At 73.1% G+C, this 18,404-nt stretch carries 20 protein-coding genes; 10 read left to right on the top strand and 10 right to left on the bottom strand.

What is annotated here, in order from left to right:
* Nucleotides 1-142 precede the first annotated feature (142 nt).
* Entirely contained in the window at nt 143-1,678 is a 1,536-nt protein-coding gene (locus ACIRJT_RS20205; RefSeq protein ID WP_403911015.1) for an aromatic amino acid ammonia-lyase, read from the bottom strand.
* A gap of 151 nt (nt 1,679-1,829) precedes the next feature.
* Between ACIRJT_RS20205 and ACIRJT_RS20200 the strand changes: the two genes are divergently transcribed.
* The 4 genes from ACIRJT_RS20200 to ACIRJT_RS20185 are packed head-to-tail and all read left to right on the top strand — an operon-like array spanning nt 1,830 to nt 5,144.
* On the top strand, nt 1,830-2,873 hold the full coding sequence (locus ACIRJT_RS20200; RefSeq protein WP_403911013.1) for an ABC transporter ATP-binding protein: 1,044 nt from the start codon (nt 1,830-1,832) through the stop codon (nt 2,871-2,873).
* Nucleotides 2,870-3,520 (top strand): ABC transporter permease, encoded by a 651-nt coding sequence (locus tag ACIRJT_RS20195; protein ID WP_403911012.1) that lies wholly within the window; start codon nt 2,870-2,872, stop codon nt 3,518-3,520. Before ACIRJT_RS20200 ends, ACIRJT_RS20195 begins: the two co-directional genes overlap by 4 nt.
* 4 nt (nt 3,521-3,524) lie before the next feature.
* Nucleotides 3,525-4,202 (top strand): ABC transporter permease, encoded by a 678-nt coding sequence (locus ACIRJT_RS20190; RefSeq protein WP_403911010.1) that lies wholly within the window; start codon nt 3,525-3,527, stop codon nt 4,200-4,202.
* Nucleotides 4,203-4,211: 9 nt separating this feature from the next.
* Nucleotides 4,212-5,144, top strand: a complete 933-nt coding sequence (locus tag ACIRJT_RS20185) for an ABC transporter substrate-binding protein (protein ID WP_403911006.1) — start codon at nt 4,212-4,214, stop codon at nt 5,142-5,144.
* Between the two features lie 30 nt (nt 5,145-5,174).
* Here the strand turns inward: ACIRJT_RS20185 and ACIRJT_RS20180 are convergent, their stop codons facing one another.
* From ACIRJT_RS20180 to ACIRJT_RS20140, 9 genes are all read right to left on the bottom strand, one after another.
* Nucleotides 5,175-5,738 carry a hypothetical protein gene (locus ACIRJT_RS20180; protein ID WP_403911004.1) on the bottom strand — a complete coding sequence of 188 codons (564 nt, stop codon included), beginning with the start codon at nt 5,736-5,738 and terminating at the stop codon, nt 5,175-5,177.
* On the bottom strand, nt 5,735-7,117 hold the full coding sequence (locus ACIRJT_RS20175) for a hypothetical protein (protein WP_403911002.1): 1,383 nt from the start codon (nt 7,115-7,117) through the stop codon (nt 5,735-5,737). Before ACIRJT_RS20175 ends, ACIRJT_RS20180 begins: the two co-directional genes overlap by 4 nt.
* Nucleotides 7,114-7,947, bottom strand: coding sequence for an ABC transporter ATP-binding protein (locus ACIRJT_RS20170; RefSeq protein WP_403911000.1), 834 nt, complete (start codon nt 7,945-7,947; stop codon nt 7,114-7,116). The genes ACIRJT_RS20175 and ACIRJT_RS20170 overlap by 4 nt, the downstream gene beginning before the upstream one ends.
* Nucleotides 7,944-8,747 carry a zf-HC2 domain-containing protein gene (locus ACIRJT_RS20165; RefSeq protein ID WP_403910998.1) on the bottom strand — a complete coding sequence of 268 codons (804 nt, stop codon included), beginning with the start codon at nt 8,745-8,747 and terminating at the stop codon, nt 7,944-7,946. The genes ACIRJT_RS20170 and ACIRJT_RS20165 overlap by 4 nt, the downstream gene beginning before the upstream one ends.
* Nucleotides 8,744-9,304, bottom strand: a complete 561-nt coding sequence (locus ACIRJT_RS20160; protein ID WP_403910996.1) for an RNA polymerase sigma factor — start codon at nt 9,302-9,304, stop codon at nt 8,744-8,746. The genes ACIRJT_RS20165 and ACIRJT_RS20160 overlap by 4 nt, the downstream gene beginning before the upstream one ends.
* A gap of 76 nt (nt 9,305-9,380) precedes the next feature.
* Nucleotides 9,381-10,307, bottom strand: a complete 927-nt coding sequence (locus ACIRJT_RS20155; RefSeq protein WP_403910994.1) for an AEC family transporter — start codon at nt 10,305-10,307, stop codon at nt 9,381-9,383.
* A 174-nt stretch (nt 10,308-10,481) separates the two neighbouring features.
* The gene (locus ACIRJT_RS20150) at nt 10,482-11,195 is read right to left on the bottom strand and encodes an N-acetylmannosamine-6-phosphate 2-epimerase (RefSeq protein ID WP_403910992.1); all 714 of its coding nucleotides are present in this window, start codon (nt 11,193-11,195) and stop codon (nt 10,482-10,484) included.
* A complete protein-coding gene (locus ACIRJT_RS20145) occupies nt 11,192-12,151 on the bottom strand; it encodes an ROK family protein (protein WP_403910990.1) in 960 nt (319 codons plus the stop codon). Before ACIRJT_RS20145 ends, ACIRJT_RS20150 begins: the two co-directional genes overlap by 4 nt.
* The gene (locus ACIRJT_RS20140; protein ID WP_403910988.1) at nt 12,148-13,107 is read right to left on the bottom strand and encodes a dihydrodipicolinate synthase family protein; all 960 of its coding nucleotides are present in this window, start codon (nt 13,105-13,107) and stop codon (nt 12,148-12,150) included. The genes ACIRJT_RS20145 and ACIRJT_RS20140 overlap by 4 nt, the downstream gene beginning before the upstream one ends.
* Nucleotides 13,108-13,475: 368 nt before the next feature.
* Between ACIRJT_RS20140 and ACIRJT_RS20135 the strand changes: the two genes are divergently transcribed.
* The 6 genes from ACIRJT_RS20135 to ACIRJT_RS20110 all read left to right on the top strand — a co-directional run bounded on the left by ACIRJT_RS20135 (nt 13,476) and on the right by ACIRJT_RS20110 (nt 18,357).
* Nucleotides 13,476-14,339, top strand: a complete 864-nt coding sequence (locus ACIRJT_RS20135; protein ID WP_403911117.1) for an STAS domain-containing protein — start codon at nt 13,476-13,478, stop codon at nt 14,337-14,339.
* Complete coding sequence (locus ACIRJT_RS20130; protein ID WP_403910986.1) at nt 14,336-14,740, top strand: STAS domain-containing protein; 405 nt, start codon at nt 14,336-14,338, stop codon at nt 14,738-14,740. The genes ACIRJT_RS20135 and ACIRJT_RS20130 overlap by 4 nt, the downstream gene beginning before the upstream one ends.
* Nucleotides 14,737-15,150: an anti-sigma regulatory factor gene (locus tag ACIRJT_RS20125; RefSeq protein WP_403910984.1), complete on the top strand. Its 414-nt coding sequence runs from the start codon at nt 14,737-14,739 to the stop codon at nt 15,148-15,150. The genes ACIRJT_RS20130 and ACIRJT_RS20125 overlap by 4 nt, the downstream gene beginning before the upstream one ends.
* Nucleotides 15,138-16,358 carry a SpoIIE family protein phosphatase gene (locus ACIRJT_RS20120; protein WP_403910982.1) on the top strand — a complete coding sequence of 407 codons (1,221 nt, stop codon included), beginning with the start codon at nt 15,138-15,140 and terminating at the stop codon, nt 16,356-16,358. The genes ACIRJT_RS20125 and ACIRJT_RS20120 overlap by 13 nt, the downstream gene beginning before the upstream one ends.
* On the top strand, nt 16,355-17,737 hold the full coding sequence (locus ACIRJT_RS20115) for a PP2C family protein-serine/threonine phosphatase (RefSeq protein WP_403910980.1): 1,383 nt from the start codon (nt 16,355-16,357) through the stop codon (nt 17,735-17,737). The genes ACIRJT_RS20120 and ACIRJT_RS20115 overlap by 4 nt, the downstream gene beginning before the upstream one ends.
* Nucleotides 17,738-17,880: 143 nt before the next feature.
* The gene (locus tag ACIRJT_RS20110; RefSeq protein WP_403910978.1) at nt 17,881-18,357 is read left to right on the top strand and encodes an ATP-binding protein; all 477 of its coding nucleotides are present in this window, start codon (nt 17,881-17,883) and stop codon (nt 18,355-18,357) included.
* The last annotated feature ends 47 nt before the right edge of the window (nt 18,358-18,404 follow it).

Genomic DNA, 18,404 nt, shown 5'->3' with positions numbered 1-18,404 from the left:
ACCGGCAAGGTCACCGTGCTCGTGGACGGCGAGGTCACCAAGACCCTCCGGGTGACCGGATCGCCGACGCTCCACCGGCTCACCGACGACCGGGACCCGCGCACCGCACGCCTCGACCCCGCGTGGACGAGGGCCTCCAGGCCTACGTCCTCACCTTCGGCCGAGCAGCCGGGACCGAGGCCTCCCCCAGCTCGGCGAACCGGTCCAGCAGCCCGGCCGCCGCGTCCACGTCGTCCGTCAGCGGCCGGTCGGCCGACTCCGCGTCGAGCACCGAGGCCGCGAGCCCGAAGGCGCGGCCGACCGGCAGCTCCGGGTCGAGGCGCAGCTCGCGTTGGCGCAACGCCCGTACGGCCGCGACGAGTTCACAGCCCACGACGAGCCGGAACGCCTGGCACGCCCGCAGGGTCTGCCGTGCCGCCGGCGACGCGAAGCCGGCCTGCTCCTCGACACCCCGCGAGAGCACCGCGTGGCCGAGCGAGGCGGGCGCGGAGAAGGCCCGCAGATCGCCGAGCGCCGCCCCGGCCGCGTATTCGAGGATCATCACGCCCGAGGACGCCGGCTCGGCGTCCGCGAGGAACGGACGCAGGCGGGTGAAGCCCGGTTCGTTCAGCGTCGAGAGCCGGGAGGTGGACAGGCGGACCACCTGGGTCACGGCGAGCCTGAAGTAATCCAGGGCGAGGCCGAGTTGGGCGAGGTAGAAGCCGCCGTGGTGGTAGGCGGCCATATCGTCGGCCGAGATCAGCGGGTTCTCGGCCGCCGCGTTGATCTCGACCGCGAGGACCTCTTCGAGCGCGTCCGCCGCGTCGTGCGCGGGCCCGTGGATCTGCGGCACGCAGCGGAAGCCGTACGGATCCTGGATCCGGCCGAGCGGCGGCGTGGGGCGGTCGGGGGCGCCGAGCAGCAGCCTCATCCGCTCCGCGACCGCGTACGAACCGGCGTGCCGGCGTGCCTCGTGCACGGGCAGCGCGTAGGCCTCGTAGCTGCCGTCGATCGCCATCAGCGACAGGGCCGCCACCACCTGCGTGGCCGCGATCAGGGTGCGCAGCTCGTGCAGGGCGAGGGCGGACTGGCCGAGGGTGAGGGCGTTGCTGCTGATCAGGGCGAGGGCGTCGTTGTTGTCGAGGGGCTGCGGCGCGGGGGCGGCCCCGGCGCCCTGCCACGGATGCTCGCCCGCCAGCGCGAGGCCCATCTGCGCGAGCGCGGCGATGTCGCCGGTGCCGACCGAGCCGAACTCGTTGACCTTCGGGTAGGCGCCCGTCTCCAGGGCCTCGCAGAGCGCGGTGACGACGGTCGGGTGCAGCCCGGCGCCGCCGGCGAGGAGCTGGTTGGCGCGGACGGCGAGCATGGCGCGGACCTGCCGTGCGGGCAGCTCCTCGCCGATCGCCCCGGCGTGGCTCCGCAGCAGGCTCAGACCGTGGTCGGCGGCCGCCTCCGTGGGCACGGTCTCGTTCCGGTTCGCGCCGACACCGGTGGAGCGGCCGTAGACGCGGCCCCACGAAGCGATCTCCCGCGCGGCGATCCAGGAGGCTTCCACACGCTTCATACCGTCGGCCGCCGGGAGGGGACGGGCGACCGATTCGGCCATGCGTACGACATCTGCGACCATCATGCGGCGGCCGTCAAGGACGACGACCGCATGGTTGCCGCCTGCCGCCCGGTCCGGGATATGGGACGACATCAGTAGCGATTCCTCCTCTGTCGGGCGTTCCGTCTCGTCCTGCGGCCACTGACAGCCAGGGATTCACCCCCGCACGGCGACGACCCATTGACAACCTATTCAGTCACCGAGAACTCTGCATGCCGATATGCAGTCGGGCAAGGGACTCCTCATGATCCAATTCGACAAGGCCCACAAGCGCTTCCCGAACGGCACGACCGCGGTGCACGACCTCACGCTCGACCTGCCGGAAGGGGGCGTGACCGTCCTCGTCGGATCTTCCGGTTGCGGCAAGACGACCACGCTCCGCATGATCAACCGGATGGTCGAGCCGACCTCCGGGACGATCAGAGTGGGCGGCAAGGACGTCCTGGAGCAGGACGCCGCCGAGCTGCGTCGCTCCATCGGCTACGTCATCCAGCAGTCCGGGCTCTTCCCGCACCGCACCGTCCTGGACAACATCGCGACCGTACCGCTGCTGCTCGGCTGGGGCCGCGGAAAGGCGCGGGCCCGGGCGGCGGAACTCCTGGACACGGTCGGCCTCGCCGCCGACGCGGGGAAGCGCTACCCGCACCAGCTCTCCGGCGGCCAGCAACAGCGCGTCGGCGTGGCCCGCGCGCTCGCGGCGGACCCGCCGGTCCTCCTGATGGACGAGCCCTTCGGCGCCGTCGACCCGGTGGTCCGCACCCAGCTCCAGGACGAATTGCTGCGCCTTCAGAGGGAGTTGAACAAGACGATCGTCTTCGTCACGCACGACATCGACGAGGCCGTACGGCTCGGGGACCGCATAGCCGTCTTCCGTACCGGAGGCCATCTCGTCCAGTGCGCCTCCCCCGCCGAGCTGCTGGCCCGCCCCGCGGACGCGTTCGTCGCGGACTTCCTCGGCGCGGAGCGCGGCCTGAAGCTGCTGTCCCTGACGACGCTCGAAGAGGTCGCCCAGGGTCCCGCCCCCGAAGGCGGCCGCTGGCGGCTCGCCCTCGACGCGGCCCGCAAGCCCCTGGCCTGGCGCGAGCAGGAGACGGACGCGGAGATGCCGGTCCGGCCCCTGCGGGACACCGACTCGCTCCTCTCCGCGCTGAACGAGTCGATCGCCGCGCCGAGCGGCCTGGTCGCCCGGGTCGACGCGGACGGCGTCCTCACCGGCGTGACGTCCCGCGAGGACATCCACGACCGGGCGGGCCGGGTGCACAGCGCGGCGAGCACGGTGGCCGCATGAGTGTCGACTGGTCGTGGATAGCCGACCACACCGACGATCTCACCGCCCTGACGCTCTCCCACCTCCAGGCCGCCCTGACCGCCGTGCTCCTCGGGCTGATCGTCTCGCTCCCCCTGGCCGTGGTGGCCCACCGGGTGCGCAGGCTGCGCGGGCTGCTCCTCGGGCTGTCGAACGTCCTGTTCACGATCCCGTCCATCGCCGTGTTCGTCCTGCTCCTGCCGGTCAGCGGGCTCACCCGCACCACCACCGTCATCGGCCTGACGATCTACACGCTCGTCGTGCTCCTGCGGAACACCGTCGAGGGCCTGGACTCCGTCCCCGCCCGGACGAAGGAGGCCGCGAAGGCGATGGGCTCCCGGCCGCTGCGCACCCTGCTGACCGTCGAACTGCCCCTCGCGCTCCCCGTGATCATGGCGGGCGTACGGATCGCGACGGTGATGGCGATCTCCCTGGTCTCCGTGGCCACGTACATCGGCGACGGCGGGCTCGGGCAGCTCTTCACCGACGGGTTCCAGCGCAACTTCCCCACCCCCGTCATCGTCGGCGTCGTCCTGACCCTGCTCCTCGCAGTCGTCGCGGACGCGCTGCTCGTCACCCTCCAGTACGTCCTGACGCCGTGGACCCGTCGGCAGAAGCAGGGGGCCTGACCTCATGTACGAACTCCTCACGGGCCTCGGCCACTGGCTGGTCGGCGCTGAGCAGTGGACCGGCCCCGACGGCATCGGACACCGTCTCGCCGAGCACCTCCAGTACTCGCTGCTCGCCACCCTCGTCGCCGCCGCCATCGCCCTGCCGATCGGTCTGCTCATCGGGCACACCGGGCGCGGCGCGTTCGTCGCGATCAACCTGTCGAGCTTCGGGCGGGCACTGCCCACGGTCGGGCTCGTGGTCCTCGTCTTCCTCGCCAGCGGCCTGTCGATGTGGCCCGTCTACATCGCCCTCGTGGCACTCGCGGTGCCGTCGATCGTCACCAACACCTACGCGGGGATGACGGCGGTCGACCCCGAGGTGCGGGACGCCGCACGTGGCCAGGGCATGCGCCGGCACCAGGTCCTCCTCCAGGTCGAACTGCCGCTCGCGCTGCCCCTGATCATGACCGGTCTCCGGCTCGCGCTCATCCAGGTCGTCGCGACGGCGACCATCGCCGCGTACGTCTCCTTCGGCGGGCTCGGCCGGTACGTCTTCGACGGGCTCGCCCAGCGCGACCTCGTCCAGGTGCTCGGCGGCGCCGTGCTCGTGGCGCTCGTCGCCGTCGTCCTCGATCTCGCGCTCTCCGTCCTCCAGCGCGTCCTCTTCCGCCACCGTCCCGCCCCGCGGGCCCAGGCCTAGGAGCCCCCCATGAACCGCAGAAACCTCCTCGGCGGACTCCTCGCCGCCGCCACCGTCCCCGCGCTCGCCTCGTGCAGCAGCGGCATCACCTCCCTCGACGGGGAGGGGGCCGGCGGCGGGGGCGGGGGCTCCAGCGAGGGCGGCGTCACCATCGGCACCGCCAACTTCACCGAGAACCAGGTCCTCGGGTACCTCTACGCCGCGACGCTCGAAGCGTCCGGGGTGAGGACGAAGGTCCGCCCCAACCTGGGCACCCGCGAGATCCTCATCCCCGCGCTGAAAGGCGGCGACATCGATCTGCTGCCCGAGTACCAGGGCGCGCTGCTGCACTACCTCGACGCCAAGGCCACGGCCACCGAGGAGGGCACGATGCAGAACGCCCTCGCGATGCTCCTGCCGGGCGGCCTCCAGATACTCCCGTACGGCGAGGCGGAGAACGCCGACGCCTTCGCCGTGACCGAGGAGACCGCCGAGGAGTACGGCCTGAAGTCCCTGGCCGACCTCGCGAAGCACAACGGCAAGCTCGTCATCGGCGCGGCACCCGAGGTCAAGAAGCGCACCGTGGGCTCGGTGGGCCTCAAGGACGTGTACGGCGTGGAGTTCAAGGAGTTCAAGTCCCTCGACTCCTCGGGCCCGTTGGTCAAGGGAGCCCTCAAGAAGGGCGATGTGGACGTGGCGAACCTCTTCACCACCGACACCGACATCGCCGCCGAGGGCTGGGTCGTCCTCACCGACCCCAAGAACCTGATCCCCGGCCAGCACGTCGTTCCGCTGATCGCCGACCGCAAGGCCGACTCGACGGTCCGCAAGGCGCTCGCACGTCTGGGCGCCGTGCTGACGACCGAGGACCTCACCGAGCTCAACCGCCTGGTGGACAAGGACCGGAAGGACCCCGAGGACGTCGCGAACGACTGGGCGGCGGAGCACGGCATCACGAAGTAGCCGCGGCCGGCGGGTCCTCCCCGCCGGCCGTCACCTCCGGGGCCCGGCCGCCGCGTAGGCGGTGACGCCGGCCGCCAGCAGGGCGCCGGCGGTCCAGGCGGCGGCCGGGGCGTCGGGCCGGGCCAGCAGCCAGCCGCCGACCCCGCCCGGGTCGGGCGGTGCGAAGAAGGTGACGGCCGGCCAGCCGACGACCGGCGTCCAGGCGTACTCCGCACCGAGCACGACGGCCCCGAGCGCGGCGAGACCGGTGAGCCCGGCGGCGTCGCGGACCAGGAACGCCGCCGTCGCCGGGTCGCGCCCCGCCGTCTGTGCCGCCAGGAGCACGAGGGTGACGGCGGCGGCGATCAGCAGGACGTGCGCCGCCCGGAGCGGGGCCCAGCGAATCGCCGCCGTCCGGTCCAGGGCGGCGTCCTGGCCGCCCAGCCCGGGGGCCGCCGCGGCGACGGCGACCGCCACGGCCAGGACGCTCAGCCGCGGATCGGCGTCGCCGTCGGCCGCCGCGCCCGCCCCGAGCAGCACCGCCGAGGCGAGGAGTGCTCCGGCCGTGGCCGGGGCCCGGCGCGACCGTGCGTACAGCAGAAGACCGCTCGTCACCGCGCTCCCCCGGCCAGCTCGTCGGCCCAGGTGAACTCGCAGCCGAGGGCGGCCTCGCGGACCTCGGCGACCCGGCTCCGCCGCTGGTCCGGGGAGAGTGCCGTGAACTGCTTCCACGCCTTCCCCGTCGAGACCCGGTAGGCCTCACGGTCGTACACATCGGCCTCGATGGGCCGGAACGCACCCAGCGCCCAGCTCGCCAGCACGCTCTGCACGACCAGCACCTCGTCGCCGCCGAACTCCCGGGAGGTGATGGCCCGGCAACTGGGCGCGAGCCCCTCGCCGACGAGCCGGCGCACCAGCTGATCGCCCTCCGCCGTGTCGATCTGCGGATCCTCGAAGTTGACGAGCACCGATGCCGCGGCGAGCCGGCGCTCCTCACCCACGGCCCGGAGCGCGGTCTCCTCACGGACCTGCCGGGGCGCTTCGTCGCCGAGCGCGGTGTCCAGGACGGCCAGGGCCCGGGTGGCGGAGGGCGCGAGGGCGTCGAGCCGGTGCCGGTGCACCTCCGTGACGCAGACCCGGCCCTCGCACACGGAAGCGGCCGCCGCCGGGTCGATACGGTAGCCGCCGCGGGCGTCGCCGGGCAGCACCAACAGCGCCAGGGCGGCTCCGGCGAGCACGGGCGCAACCGCGATCAGGCGGCCCCGCCGACGGATGGCGCTCAGCAGCGCGAAGCCGGTGGCCAGGAGACCGAGCAGCCACAGGGTCTGGCCCAGATGCACGGCGCCGGTGAGGGTCAGCAGCACCTGGCGCGGCTCGGCGACCGCCGGGGACAGCTGCGAGAGCAGCTGGGATCCGACGCGGACGGTGGGCAGTTCGCTGTCGGTCTGCTGCATCAGGAACACGGTCACCGCGAGGAACAGGACGGTCACGGCCGGCGGTGTCAGCGGTGAGGGCAGAGCCCGTCCCACCCCCATGCCGAACACCGCGGCCGCCACCAGGGCCAGCAGCGCGACGGCCGAGATGGGCAGCCAGCCCAGGTGGGTGTACGTGGTCGGGCCGAGCGCCACCTGGACGCCGCCCCACACCAGCAGCGCCCCGAACCCGGCGACCAGCGCCAGGGCGACCGCGGCCGCCGGGGTCGCCGCACGCTGCCACCCGGGCCGCGGGCTGGCGGCCAGCAGTTCCGGCATCCGGGAGCGGTGGTCGCGCAGCCCGTACAGGGCGCCGATCCCGGCGACCAGGGGCCACAGGTAGGCGAGCAGCCCCCGGGTCCACAGGGCCAGCGAGGTCCACTGCCCGGTCCAGTCGACCGAGGTGCCCCACCAGCTCCCGTCGATGCCGTAGAGGAACGCGAACCCGCCGGCCAGGACGGTGAGGCCGGCCAAGGGGGCGGCGGAGCGCAGGAGTTCGGTGCGCAGGACGCGGAGGTTCACCAGCCGTCCCTTTCGTGGTCGGAGCCGGACAGGAGGGCGGAGTAGCCGCGTTCCAGGGGGCTGTCGCCCGGCTGGTCGGCGGTTCCTGCGGCGGCCAGCGCCTGAGGGGTTCCCTGGAAGACGAGCCGGCCCCGGTCGCAGAGCACCACATCGGTGCAGGCCGCGGCGACGTCCTCGACGAGGTGGGTGGAGACCAGGACGCAGCTCTCCCGGCCGAGCTCCTGGAGCAGGGCGCGGAACTGGAGGCGTTGGGCCGGGTCGAGGCCGACGGTCGGTTCGTCGAGCAGCAGCACCGAGGGGTCGTTGACGATGGCCTGGGCGATGCCGACGCGGCGCACCATTCCGCCGGAGAGCGCCTTCATCCGGCTGTCGGCCCGGTCCGCGAGTCCGACCCGTTCCACGGCGCGCTGCACGGCGCCGGGGATGTCCCGCGCGGGCATCTCCTTCAACCAGGCCATGTACGTGACGAACTCCCGGACGGTGAACCGCTTGTAGTAGCCGAACTCCTGCGGCAGATAGCCGATGCGGCGGCGCAGCTCCCGGTGGCGGGCGCTGTCGCGGACGGAGTGCCCGAACAGTTCGAGGTCTCCCCCGGCGGGTCGCAGGACGGTGGCGAGCGTCCGGATCAGGGTGGTCTTGCCGGCGCCGTTGGGGCCGAGCAGGCCGTGGGTTCCGGTGCCCAGCGAGAGGTCGAGCCCGTCGACGGCGAGCCGGTCGCGGCCGACCCTGACGGTGAGGCCGGTGGCGTGGATCTCATGGGCGTAGACGCGTGGCGCGGTGTCGAGCGCGCCGGTGGGGACGGTCATCTGATGCTCCTTGCGGGGGGTCATCGCAGGCTTATGGGGGTGCTGTAGGCGCTGCGGCGGGCCAGGACGACGCCGGCCGCGGCGGCGAGCGCCAGGGCCCAGAGCGGAAGGTGTTCGGGCTGGAGGAGGAAGAGACGGCCCAGAGCCGCGGCCGGGGCCAGGACCGCCGCGGTCCACAGCGCGCCGAGGGCGGCGGTGGCGCGGCCGACGCCGATGACGCTGCCGAGCGCCAGCGCCGTCGCGGTGAGGGCGAGGGAGGGCAGCAGCCACTGCGCGAGGGCGACGCCCGTCAGGAGTCCGGCGACCAGGTGCACCGGCAGGACGACGGCGAGCACGGTGAGGGTGCGCCGCAGCAGCAGGGACAGCCCGGCGCGCGGGGTGACAGCGGTCAGTTCGAACGCCGGGTCCAGCCCGCGCGACCAGGCCGCGGCGACTCCGGCGAGCGGCAGGGCGGGCGCCAGCAGCAGGACGGTCGGTGCGCCCCGCGTCCAGCCCGCGGTGCGGTCCAGCAGCACCGCGACGACGCTCACGCCGATGACCATGGCCAGCCAGGGGCCCATGACCGGGGTGGCCCAGGCCGTGGTGCGGCGGCGACGGCGCGGGGCGGGCGTCGAACGGTCCAGCGCCGGCTCCAGGCCGTCGCGGACGGCGGCCAGCAGGGCGGTGACGGCGGGTACGCCGGCCGCCGCGCCGGCCAGTCTGCCGCGGCAGTCGGCGCACTGTTCCAGATGGGCCTCCACGGCCCACAGTTCGTCGGCGGGCAGGTCGGTGTCCCCCCGCGCGTAGCTGTCGACGAGTCGGTCCGACGGGTGCTCGACGCTCATGCCAGCGCCCTTCTCATGGCGATACGGGCCCGGCGGGCCCGGGTCTTGACGGTGCCTTCGGGGAGGTCGAGCAGGACCGAGGCCTCCCGGACCGAGAGCCCGTCGAGCACCAGGGCCTGGAGCACCTGCCGCAGCTCCGGGGCGAGGGTCCGCAGGGCGTCCCCGACCTCTCCGCCGACGGCGGCGGCCAGGGCCTCGTCCTCGGCGGCCGGGGCGGTGACGCGTGCGGCGGCGGCGACGGGCGGTTCGGCGTGGTGGGCGCGGCGGCGGAAGGCGTCGACCAGCCGGCGGGCCGCGATCGTCCAGAGCCATCCGGCGGCGCTTCCGCCGACGGCGCTGCCGACGAAGGCGCCGGCGGCACGCCACACGGCGAGATAGGTCTCCTGCATGACCTCGGCGACGATCTGCTCGTCGGCGCACCGGCGTCGCAGCCGTACCGCCAGCCAGGGCGAGGTGCGCCGGTACAGCTCGTCGAACGCGGCGCGGTCTCCGTCGGCGACCAGGCGGAGGAGGTGTTCCTCGGCCGGTTCCGGGGGCCGCTTCTTTCGTAGTCTCACACCGGCCAGACGCGGGGCGGGGCCCGCGGGTTCTCATCCGGGAGTGGTGTGTGTCACACCGGGACCGGGTCGGGGGTCACCGCCCGAGCAGCGCGGCGACGGTGATCAGCACCGGGACCGAGAGCAGGGTGGACAGCAGGATCGACTCCCTGGCGAACCGTTCGGCGACCCCGTAGTGCGAGGCGTACGTGAAGAGGTTCTGGGCGGCCGGGAGAGCCGCGATCACGACGACGGCCAGCAGCGCCTCGCCCCGCAGCCCGAACAGCCCCGCGCCGACGGCCCAGGCGACGACCGGCTGGGCGACCGTCTTCAGCAGGGCGGACAGGTACAGCGCGACCCGGTCCTCACCCCGGCCCGGGCGCTCGCCGCCGTACAGGGATATCCCGAAGGCGAGGAGGACCGCGGGGACCGACATGTTGCCGATGAGGACGAGCGGCTCCTGCAGGGGCCCGGGCAGGGTCCGGCCGGACGCGGCCACGGCGACACCGGCCAGCGATCCGATCGCCATCGGGTTGCGCAGCGGGGTGGTCAGCCGCCGGAGCACCGACACCGGCTCCCCGGGGCGGCCGAGGTCAAGGACGGTCAGGGCCAGCGGGGTCACCACGATCTGCTGGAGGAGCAGCACCGGGGCGACGAGCGAGGCGTCTCCGAGGACGTAGACGGCGATGGGGATGCCCAGATTCCCGGCGTTGACGTAACTGGAGCACAGGGCGCCGATGGTGACCCGTCCGGCGTCCCAGCGCAGGAACAGCCCGGCCGCCACGACGAAGACTCCGGCGGCGGCGGCCGTGGCCGTCGCGGTGACCAGCAGGCGTGTCGACAGGACGACGGACAGGTCGGCGCCCGCGAACATGGTGAAGAGCAGGGCCGGGGTCGCCACGTTGAAGGCCAGCCGGGTCAGCACGGTGCGGCCGTCCTGTCCCAGATATCCGCGGCGGCCTATGACGTACCCGACGGCGATGACGGTGGCGATCACCGTGAATCCGGTGAGGACTCCCTGCATGTCTTCCTTGCGGGTGGATCAGGTGCGGTGGCCGGCCGGGTGGAACACCCGGTCAGGTGCGGTGGGCGGCCGGCCGGGTGGAACACCCTCGTCAGGTGCCGGACAGCGTCTCAGACCGGGGGCCGCGCCCCCGAGGCGGGGTGGGGCGCGACCGGTGGGCCGCCGCCTGCCGGTTCAGTTCCGGGCGGCTTCGCCCGCGCCGTCGCCGGGTCCGTGTGCCAGTGCGGCGACGAAGCGGGCGGTCAGTGCGGTGGGTGCGGTGATGGCGGTGCCGACCACGACGCTGTGGGCGCCCAGGGCGAGCGCCTCGGCGGCCTCCTCGGGGGTGTTGACGCGCCCCTCGGCGACGACCGGTACGGAGATCGCGGCCGACAGGGACGCCACGAGGTCCAGATCCGGTCCGGTCTGCTTCGGGGTTCCCGGCACATAGCCGGACAGGGTGGTGGAGACGAAGTCCGCCCCCTGTCCGGCGGCGGCGATCCCCTCGGCGAGCGTGGCGACGTCGGCCATGACGAGGGCGCCCGCCGTGTGCACGGCGGCGACGAGCTCGGCGAAGGTGGAGCCGTCCGGGCGCGGCCGGTCGGTGGCGTCGGCGGCGACCACGGCGGCGCCGGACGCGGCGACGGCCAGGGCGTGCCGGACGGTCGGGGTGATGTAGACCCCGGTGTCGCCGTCCTTCCACAGGCCGATGACCGGCAGGTCCACCTCCGCCACGATCGCGGCGACGACCTCCGGTTCGTTGGCGCGGATCGCGGCGCCGCCGCCGGCGGCCGCCGAGAGCGCGAGGCGGACGAGGGTGGCGGTCTGGCGCATCGGGTCCCCGGGGGGCGCCTGGCAGGAGACGATCAGCCGGCCCCGGAGTGCGGCGGCCAGATCCTGTGCGTTCATCGGTGAGCTCCCGGACGGTGGAGGGGAAGGGTGGTGGTCAGGGCCGCCGCACCCCGTACGGCGGCGTCCCCGCCGTGGAGCGGGGGTTCGGGGAGGAGTCCCCGCAGGGGCGGCATGAGTTCGGCGGCGAAGGCCGTGGCCAGTGCGGAGCGGTACAGCGCGCCGATACGGGGGACCCCGCCGCCGACGACGACCCGGTCGGGGCCGAGGGCGTTGGCCAGGCCGCCGAGGACCCGGCCGGCCGCCGTCGCACCGGTGGTGATGGCCCGTACGGCGGCCTGCTCGCCTCCGGCGGCTCGGGCGGCGACCGTTTCGAGCCGGTCGGGCCGGGTGCCGGTGAGCCGTGCGTAGTGGGCGGCGATGCCCGGGCCGGAGGCGATGACCTCCAGGTGTCCGGTGGCGCCGCAGGTGCAGGGCAGTCCGGCCGCCTCGGCGCTGGGCAGGTGGCCGAGGTGGCCGGCGATTCCGGCGGCGCCGTGCAGCATCCGCCCGTCGACGGCGAGGGCGCCGCCGACCCCCGTGCCGACGGCCGCGTACAGCAGCGAACCGTGGCCGCCGGCCAGGGCGGCGAGCTCGGGTCCCGCCGTGGCGCGCACGTCGTTGTCGCAGGCCACCGGCAGGCCCGTACGGTCCGCGAGGTCTGGGCCGAGGGCGGTGCCGGCCCAGCCCCGGATGGAGTCGGTGGCGCTGGTGACCATGCCGCTGCGGGGGTCGACGACCCCGGCGGCGGCGATGCCCACCCGGGAGGCCAGACCCGCGGGGTCGACCTCGGCCGCCGCCGCGGCGAGCGCGTCGAGCACGGCGGCGGCGCCTTCCCGGGCGGGGGTGGCCCGGGTGTGCCGGGCCAGCACGTCCCCGTCGGGGGCGAAGAGGGCCGCCGCGATCTTCGTGCCCCCGAGGTCGAGGCCGATGACCACGGCTCCGGTCGTCGGCCCGGTCGTCGTCCGCCCGGTCATCGGACCGGCGGCAGACCGGCGCCGCGCAGGCGCTCCGCGACGGAGGCGACGGAAGCGGCGGACAGCGGGATCTGCGGGAAGGCGGTGGCGCCTCGGTCGATGACGCCGAGCAGCCGCAGCGCCTCCTTGAAGGCTCCGAGCGCCGACGAGCTGCGGCCCATCTCCTGCTCGGGGCCGACGTCGACCATGGCGAACAGCTCGACGAGCCGCTCCTGTTCGCGGGCGGCGAGCGCCAGGTCGCCCGCTCGCACGGCGTCGTACAGCCGTACGTAACCGGCCGGATCGACGTTGCCGAGTCCGGGGACGACACCGTCGGCTCCGGCCAGCAGGGCCGCGTCCACGGTGAGTTCGGACCCGGTCAGCACACTGAAGTGCGGGACCGGGCCCTGGGCCCTGCCCGCGCGCCCGCCGAGCGCGACGAGGAGCCTGCGCAGGCCGCCTTCGTCACCGCTGCTGTCCTTGAGGCCGGCCAGGGTGCCGTCCTCGGCCAGTTCGCGGACCAATTCGGCGGAGAGCTTGGAGTGCACGGCGACCGGGATGTCGTAGGCGAACAGCGGCAGGTCGACGCCCGCGCGCAGGCCGCGGAAGTGCCGCGCGGTCTCGGTGGGGTGGGTACGGGTGTAGAAGGGCGCCGTCGCGACGAGGGCGTCGGCGCCCAGTTCCGCGGCGGTCCGGGCGTGGGCGAGCACCCGGGGGGTCGTGGTGTCGATGGCCCCGGCGAGTACGGGGACCCGCCCGGCGGCGGCGGTGACGACGGTCGTCAGGGCGGTGGCGCGCTGGGCGTCGGTCAGGTAGGCGACCTCGCTGGTCGAACCGAGGGCGAAGAGGCCGTGCACTCCGCCGTCGACGAGGTGGCCGACGAGCCGGGTGAGGGAGGCCGTGTCGACCTCGCCCCGGTCGTCGAGCGGAGTGCAGACCGGCGGTACGACGCCGCGCAGCGGTGCGGTCAGGGACATGATGGAAGCTCCAGCTCGCTCGGAACGCCGGTCTTCCGCCTGTCGGCCGGAAGGCGAGGACGGGACCAGGACATGAGACGTAAGATGTCTGACGTCTCGGCTTACCTTAAGCCGATGCCCCGGCGGCCGGTCAAGAGGCCGCGGCGGCCGACACCCCCTCGGGAGGACGGTCGCGGCACGCCTCACCGTGGCGCAGGACACCGAGGCCGTGCGCCTCTTCGTCCAGCTCCGGGGGTCCGCGCGCGAGCGGTGCCGAGACCCGGCTCACACCATGGAGAGACGGGGCGACTCACCGGAGAGCGCGGACCTGGATCACTCTTCTGGCCTATAAGATTCTGGGGAGGCTGCGTGGCCTCCGTGTGAAGAGGATGTGCCCCGTGCCTGGTGAGGACGTTTCAAGTCGTTTGATCGCTCTGTTGTCCGTCCGGGGCGAGGACCTCGGCGCCGAGTGGGCGGACAGGGTGACCGGCTCGCTGGGCGGGCGGGTCAGCCGGGCGGAGGTTCAGCGTGAGCTGCAGGAGATCTACACCGCTCTGGTGTCGGCTATCGGCAGCGGAAGCCTCGACGGACACAGCGAGGCGTTCGGTGAGGTGCGGGCGCTGCTCGGCGAGCTTTCGCGCAATCGTGCGCAACAGGGTTTCAGCCCCAGCGAGACCGCGGTCAGCGTGTTCTCCCTGAAAGAGGTGCTGGAGCCGGCGGTGTCCGGTGAGGACGGCGATCTGCAGGCGTACCTGAAGTTCTCCAGCCTGCTGGACACCCTGGGTCTGTTCACCGTCGAGACCTACACGCGGGCCCGTGAGGAGCTGATCTCCGCGCAGGCCGAGCAGCTGCTGGAGCTGTCGACGCCGGTCGTGAAGCTGTGGGACGGCGTGATCGGTGTACCGCTGGTGGGGACGCTGGATTCGGCGCGCACGATGGTGGTGATGGAGAAGATGCTGCAGGCGCTCATCGACACGGGTTCCGAGCAGGCGATCATCGACATCACCGGTGTTCCCGCCGTGGACACGGAGGTCGCCCAGCACCTGCTGAAGACGGTGGTGGCGGCGCGGCTGATGGGCGCCGAGTGCACGATCTCCGGGATCCGTCCGCAGATCGCGCAGACGATCGTGGCTCTGGGGATCGACTTCGGTGACATCGTCACCAAGGCCACTCTGGCCGATGCGCTGCGGCACGCGCTGCGGCGCTCGGGTGTCGCACTGTCGCGGACGGCCCCGCAGGCCGGTGCGCTGTGACCGAACGGGTTCCGGTCCTGCGGATCGGACAGGTGCTGCTGGTGTCGATCCAGACCGATCTGGACGACCAGGCGGTGATGCTGCTGCAGGACGACCTGGCTGCGGCCGTGGTCGATGCGGGCGCGCACGGCGTGGTCATCGATATCACCGCCGTGGAGATCGTCGACTCCTTCGTCGGCCGGATGCTCGCCACGATCGCGTCGATCTCGCGTCTCCTGGACGCGCAGACGGTCGTGGTCGGGATGCGCCCGGCGGTGGCGATCACCCTGGTCGAGCTCGGTCTCTCCCTGGGCGGAGTGAGGACCGCGCTGACTTTGGACAAGGGCCTGCGGGTGCTGGAACAGGCCCGTGCCGCGACCGGTCTCGAGGGCGCGAGGCCGGATGCCGCGGCCGGCCAGTGAGCGGCGAGCCCCGGGGTCCGGAGGTTCTCCGGATCACGGCGAACGCCGGGGTGGTGCAGGCACGTCAGCTGGTACGCACCCTCGCCCAGGAGTGCCGGTTCTCCCTCGTGGAACAGACGAAGCTGATCACCGCTGCGAGTGAGCTGGCCCGTAACACTCTCGTGCACGGCGGTGGCGGGACGATGACGGCATCCCTCGTGGAGGAACGCGGCCGGCGCGGTACGCGCCTGGTCTTCGCCGACGAGGGCCCCGGCATCGCCGACGTCGACCTGGCCCTGACCGATGGCTGGACGTCGGGCGGCGGCATGGGTCTGGGGCTGTCCGGGTCCAGGCGCCTGGTGGACGACTTCGTCCTGGAGACCCAGCCGGGCCGGGGCACCGTGGTCACCGTGACCAAGTGGGTCCGTTGACGGCCGCGGGAGCGTTGCCGCTGGTGGACTCCGAGGACGTGGCCTGGTTCCGTGACCGGCCGGACGGGGCCCGCGGGGCCGCTGCCGCTCTGGGCCGGCGTATCGGCCTGGGTGAACAGCGCACCGCCGAACTGGTGCTTGCCGTGGCCGAGCTGGCGGCCAACGTCACCAAGTACGCGGTGGACGGCTCCGTCCTGCTGCGCGTGGTACGCAACGAGGCGGTCGCCGGGGTGGAGCTCATTGTGGTGGACTCGGGCCCCGGAATAGCTGATGTGCCAGGGGCGCTGCGGGACGGCTTGTCGACCGCCGGAACCCTGGGTATCGGACTGGGAGCCGTCGGCCGGCTGGCCGACACCTTCGACATCCACTCACAGCCGGGGCTCGGCACCGTCCAGCTCGCCCGTTTCTGGCCGCGCCCGCTGCCACCATCCGTGAACGGGGAGCCACTGGTCGCAGGGATCACCCGCCCGATCGGTGGCGAGCAGGCCTGCGGCGACGCCTGGGCCGCACGCACGGACACGAACACAGTGCCGTCCGTGGCACCGCCGGCCGACAACGGGGCAGCCCCCGCTCCGGACGGCCCGGTGCGGCCGAGCTGGTCGGCCCTGACAGGGACCCAGCCGTTCAGCCGAGAAGCCGCACCCCGCCCCCGCCCGGGCGTCGAGGGCCGCTCCTCCATGCCCGTACGGGCCGCCGTCGCAGGCCCCGGCCAGGGCTACCTGGTGATGTCGTGCGACGGCCTCGGACACGGGCCCCTGGCCTCAGTGGCCGCTCAGGCCGCTGTCCACGCCTTCCGCACGGGGGGCGCCCGCACCCCCGAGCAGGCCATCGAGCACATGCACCGGGCACTGCGCGGAACCCGCGGTGCCGCGGTCGCCGTCGCACGCATCGAACCGGACGGGCGCTTGCTGTTCTGCGGCGTCGGGAACATCACCGCCGCCCTGGTAACGACCGGGACGCGCTCCACCCTGCTGTCGCATCCCGGGATCGTCGGCCACCAGATGCACCAGCTGCGCACCTACGAGCACCACCTGCCCGCCCACGGAATCCTGGTCATGCACTCCGACGGCCTGAGCGAACGATGGCGGCCGGCCGATCTGGCGGGTCTCCTGCACCACCCGCCCGCCCTGATCGCCACCGCCCTCCTGCGCCACGCGGGAACGCGCCGTGACGACGCCAGCGCGGTGATCGCCAGGACGCCCCGGTGAGATCTCCCGTCCCCCGCCCCCGCGACCACACCGCTCTGCTCGTCTCTCAGGTCGGCACCGAGCAGGACGTCTTCGCGCTGCGCCGCCACGCCAAAACGATCTCCCAAGCGGTCGGCCTGGACAACCGTGACCAGGTGCGGCTCGCCACCGCGCTGAGCGAACTGGGCCGCGACCTCCTGCGCCCCGGCATCATGACCGCCGCCTTCACCCTGCAACAGCGGCCTCCAGCTCTGCAAACAATCCTGCAGTGGCGCGACGACCGCACCCCGAGCCCCGACTCGCTGGGAGCCGTCACCAGGCTGCTGCCCCAGACGCGCTTCGAGAACGCTTCCTCCCTCACCCCGGCCGACACGGGGCGTTCGAACCGCTCTCCCGGCGGCCGGATCGAGATCAGCTGCCCGATCCCGGAGTCCGCGGCCCGGAACCTGAAGGCAGAGCACGTCCTGGCCCTTCTGGAATCGGCCAGCCCCCCGAGCGCGATCGACGACCTCCAGGCACAGACCCGGGACCTGATCGCCGCACTGCAGGAAGCCCACGCCCAACGCGACGAGCTGGAACGCCTCAACGAAGAACTGACGGAGACCAACGCCGGAGTGATGGCCCTCTACGCGGAACTCACCGTCGAGCACAAGGACGTCGTGGAACGCTACGGGCAGGAACACGAACTGGCCCTGACCCTGCAACGCACCTTCCTGCCGGCCACCCTCCCCGAGGTCGCGGGCGCCGACCTCGCCGTCCGCTACCTGCCGGCAACCGCCATGACCGAGATCGGCGGAGACTTCTACGAGGCCCTCGCCACCCCCAAGGGCCTGCTCCTGGCCGTCGGCGACGTCGTCGGCCACTCACTGCAGGCGGCCACCGTCATGGGCGAACTGCGCCACGCGCTGCGCGCGTACGCCGCGCAGGACCATCCCCCGCACATCCTGCTGCAGCACCTGGACCGCCTCCTGCGCCTGCACCAGCCCGGATGGACCGCGACCGTCTGCATCGTGCTCGTCGAACCGGGCAATGCCGGGATCCAGGTCGCCAACGCGGGCCACCTTCCTCCCCTGCTCCTCTCACCCGGCGAGGCACCCCGCTTCCTGAGCGAACACGGACCGCTGCTCGGCCTGGGCCTGGTCCAACCCCCAGCGGTCGGCCACCGCGTCGACCCGGGAAGCCGACTCCTCATGATCACCGACGGACTCATCGAAACACGCAGCAGTGACATCCAGGACCGGCTCGATCTCCTGGGAACCACCGCCTCCAGCTCAGCGGAGGACCCGGAAGCGCTGTGCACCACCTTGGTGGACACCTTCGGGAAGGACCCGGAGGACGACATCATCGTCTTCGCAGCCCGCCTGCACCCCGCCCCCGCCCCCGCCCGCCCAACCATGTAGACCCGTCTCTCAGGGGTTGAGCTTCGGACCACCCCGCTTGCTTCACCGCCCCTCACCCACCGCCCACCGGAACTCCTGGGCCGCGGCGACGGCACAACGCACCCGGCAACGGCATGACGCGGCAGAACGGCAGGAGATGACCCATGGAGCAGCAGCCGGCAAGCAGCCCAGCGGCCTCGGACGAAGAGGGTGCCGGCACCGGCGGAATCCTGGGAAGTGCCGTGTACGAGATGAGCCCGGGGAAGATCGCCCACACGCGTGACTTCGTACGCGAGTTCCTCTTCGAACTGCGGTCGCGGCACGGCATGAACGTTTCTGGGCGGGCCGTGGATACAGCACAGCTCATCGTCAGCGAACTCGCCACGAACGTCGCCAAGTACGCTCCCGGCCCCTGTCAGGTGGACCTCGAAGCGTCCGGCGGCCTGCTGCGGATTTCCGTGTGGGACTCGGGCACCCTGCTCCCCGCACCCGAACAGGCCGATCCCAGCCGCGTGGGCCGGCACGGCCTGGAGATCGTCCTCCTGGCCTGCCGGAGCTTCTCGGTCCACCGCGCACCCGTTGGCAAACGGGTGCGCGTGGAAATCCCGCTCCACGACTCCCTGGGCCAGACTCCGGCGTAACGCGCCGCCGGGTGAACGCCCGCGTCCTTCAGCAGTACCGGGAAGCC

The sequence above is a fragment of the Streptomyces sp. NPDC102283 genome (genome assembly GCF_044766265.1).
GTDB lineage: Bacteria > Actinomycetota > Actinomycetes > Streptomycetales > Streptomycetaceae > Streptomyces.
This window is presented reverse-complemented; position numbering and strand designations above follow the sequence as displayed.

Bases quoted from the DNA above. Each gene is read 5' to 3' on its own strand.
- ACIRJT_RS20205 (WP_403911015.1), bottom strand. From the start codon at position 1,678: ATGTCGTCCCATATCCCGGACCGGGCGGCAGGCGGCAACCATGCGGTC.
- ACIRJT_RS20200 (WP_403911013.1), top strand. From the start codon at position 1,830: ATGATCCAATTCGACAAGGCCCACAAGCGCTTCCCGAACGGCACGACC.
- ACIRJT_RS20195 (WP_403911012.1), top strand. From the start codon at position 2,870: ATGAGTGTCGACTGGTCGTGGATAGCCGACCACACCGACGATCTCACC.
- ACIRJT_RS20190 (WP_403911010.1), top strand. From the start codon at position 3,525: ATGTACGAACTCCTCACGGGCCTCGGCCACTGGCTGGTCGGCGCTGAG.
- ACIRJT_RS20185 (WP_403911006.1), top strand. From the start codon at position 4,212: ATGAACCGCAGAAACCTCCTCGGCGGACTCCTCGCCGCCGCCACCGTC.
- ACIRJT_RS20170 (WP_403911000.1), bottom strand. From the start codon at position 7,947: ATGACCCCCCGCAAGGAGCATCAGATGACCGTCCCCACCGGCGCGCTC.
- ACIRJT_RS20165 (WP_403910998.1), bottom strand. From the start codon at position 8,747: ATGAGCGTCGAGCACCCGTCGGACCGACTCGTCGACAGCTACGCGCGG.
- ACIRJT_RS20155 (WP_403910994.1), bottom strand. From the start codon at position 10,307: ATGCAGGGAGTCCTCACCGGATTCACGGTGATCGCCACCGTCATCGCC.
- ACIRJT_RS20150 (WP_403910992.1), bottom strand. From the start codon at position 11,195: ATGAACGCACAGGATCTGGCCGCCGCACTCCGGGGCCGGCTGATCGTC.
- ACIRJT_RS20145 (WP_403910990.1), bottom strand. From the start codon at position 12,151: ATGACCGGGCGGACGACGACCGGGCCGACGACCGGAGCCGTGGTCATC.
- ACIRJT_RS20140 (WP_403910988.1), bottom strand. From the start codon at position 13,107: ATGTCCCTGACCGCACCGCTGCGCGGCGTCGTACCGCCGGTCTGCACT.
- ACIRJT_RS20135 (WP_403911117.1), top strand. From the start codon at position 13,476: ATGTGCCCCGTGCCTGGTGAGGACGTTTCAAGTCGTTTGATCGCTCTG.
- ACIRJT_RS20110 (WP_403910978.1), top strand. From the start codon at position 17,881: ATGGAGCAGCAGCCGGCAAGCAGCCCAGCGGCCTCGGACGAAGAGGGT.